The organism is Capnocytophaga catalasegens (genome assembly GCF_026005215.1).
GTDB classification, from domain to species: domain Bacteria; phylum Bacteroidota; class Bacteroidia; order Flavobacteriales; family Flavobacteriaceae; genus Capnocytophaga; species Capnocytophaga catalasegens.
On sequence record NZ_BPMA01000087.1, the window covers coordinates 314 to 2,104 of the forward strand.

A 1,791-nucleotide genomic window follows, 5' to 3' on the forward strand; every position below is an offset into this window, starting at 1 on the left:
TTTTTAAGGTTTGTTACCCAAATAGCCTATCCCAAAAACTTTTTTTGGTTCCCTTAGCTTGGTATTTTTCCCATTGCTCCTCTTCAAAAGCTTGCCATTCTTCTTCGGTGTAGGTTTTGCCTTGGAAAGTGGTGGTTTTTGGGGATTTGTTATGATTTTCAAACTCTTCTTCAGTATAAACTTGCCCTGTTTCGCTATTCATATAATAGAAAAGATCACTCGCTCTAAGAGGTTCTCCTGAAGGAACAGTTTCTGCTTCTCCGCCTTTATATTTTAATCCTATTATATAATAATCGTTTTCAGTAGTAGCATCTCGCGGTTTTCCATAACCAACATAAAAACTTAACTCAACATTCAGAGGATTGCCTATAAAAAAACCTTTTCCCGTTTTTAAATTGATTACTCCTTGCTTTTCTATAAACTTTAAAACATCATCAGGTTTTATTTTCCCATAAGTATTTTCTTCATTAACCTGAGTTAATTTGCCGTATTTATCATAATACTCTGACGTACCGATTAGTAAATACTGACCTAAAAGAGTTTTTTTCTCTTTGATATAACCATCAATATAAAACTTTTTTATTATTGTAACAAAAGGAGGTTTTCCTATTATTTCACGAATATATCCTCCAACTAACTTATCAGAAGCATCTTCTTCTTCATACCAATCCATTGATACAACCATATCTCCATTAGGCTTTACATATACTCCTGAAGCCTTTTTCACTTTTTCAAATAGCTCAAAATCAAACTTCTCTCTCATAGTATCTTTGTTTTTTAAGTTTAACAACGTTTGTAATTCTTTATCCCCTTTTTTCTCTTTTGTAATATTTATTACTGAATCTTCTTTTATTTGTTTTCTATTCTCACAAGAAGTCAATAACAAGAAAAATAATATAAACTTTACCATATATCTTTAATATTTAAAATATTTTTTTACTTTTTCCCAGAAACTTATTTCTCTATTACATAGATTCAGTAATTTAGGATTGATAATTTTCCATTGCCAATGAAATAGTGTAATACGAGGAACATTTCCGTATTTTTTTTGATGAGAATAATCCATAATATTATTAGTTTTTCCTTGTTCATAAGTAAAAATAGCTCTCTGACCTACACTTGCAAAAGTATGAGGTAATCTCATCATGTGAAGCAATTCATGTATTACTGTTTCCTCTGTACGAGATTGGAAACAAATAGACATTTTAGTTTCAGAGTTGCTATAGCCATTCCAAGAAGCTGGCTCATTTATTAAATAGATTTTATAATAGTTATCATATTTATCTCCAAATTTGCTTCTTGTTTTCTGTTCCAGATATCTCAGTAAATCATTTTGTAATTGAATAGCTTGAGTCTCAGTCTTTCCCTCTATGCTTATTTTGTAAGCAGCAATACGTTTTTTCGTATCTATCCAAACAAATGTTGCAAATTTAGTTTTAAATACATTTCCTTTACAATCTAACATTTCTTTCTCTTCTTCTATTTTAGGTTTTACCAATGCTTGCCCTAATATCTTAATAATTTTCTCTTTTTCTTCTTCTTTTAGTAATCCATTTATTTCTCCATTTAAATCTGTTTTTACTTTTATAAAAACAATTTTATTCTCATTTTCTATATATTCAGATGAATTAGGGTGTATCTTTATTGCTCCACAAATCTCTTCATCTGCCTTTACATAAAGTATTTGTATCTCATCAAATTCTTTTATACATTCTATACTAAATTGATTGTAAAGAGTATATTTCCCTTCTCGAATATCTGTAATTTCTGTTTTATTAAGTTTTAAATAAG

1 protein-coding gene and 1 pseudogene are annotated in these 1,791 nt (G+C 29.0%); both read right to left on the bottom strand.

Features of this window, described 5'->3' with window-relative positions; genetic code table 11:
* Positions 1–13: 13 nt before the first annotated feature.
* On the bottom strand, positions 14–910 hold the full coding sequence (locus OO775_RS13845; RefSeq protein WP_264847815.1) for a hypothetical protein: 897 nt from the start codon (positions 908–910) through the stop codon (positions 14–16).
* A gap of 6 nt (positions 911–916) precedes the next feature.
* Positions 917–1,791 (bottom strand): annotated as a pseudogene (locus tag OO775_RS13850) (hypothetical protein); the annotation flags it as partial.

What these genes read in the sequence shown, in the direction of transcription:
- OO775_RS13845 (WP_264847815.1), bottom strand. Translation starts at nt 910, where the DNA reads ATGGTAAAGTTTATATTATTTTTCTTGTTATTGACTTCTTGTGAGAAT.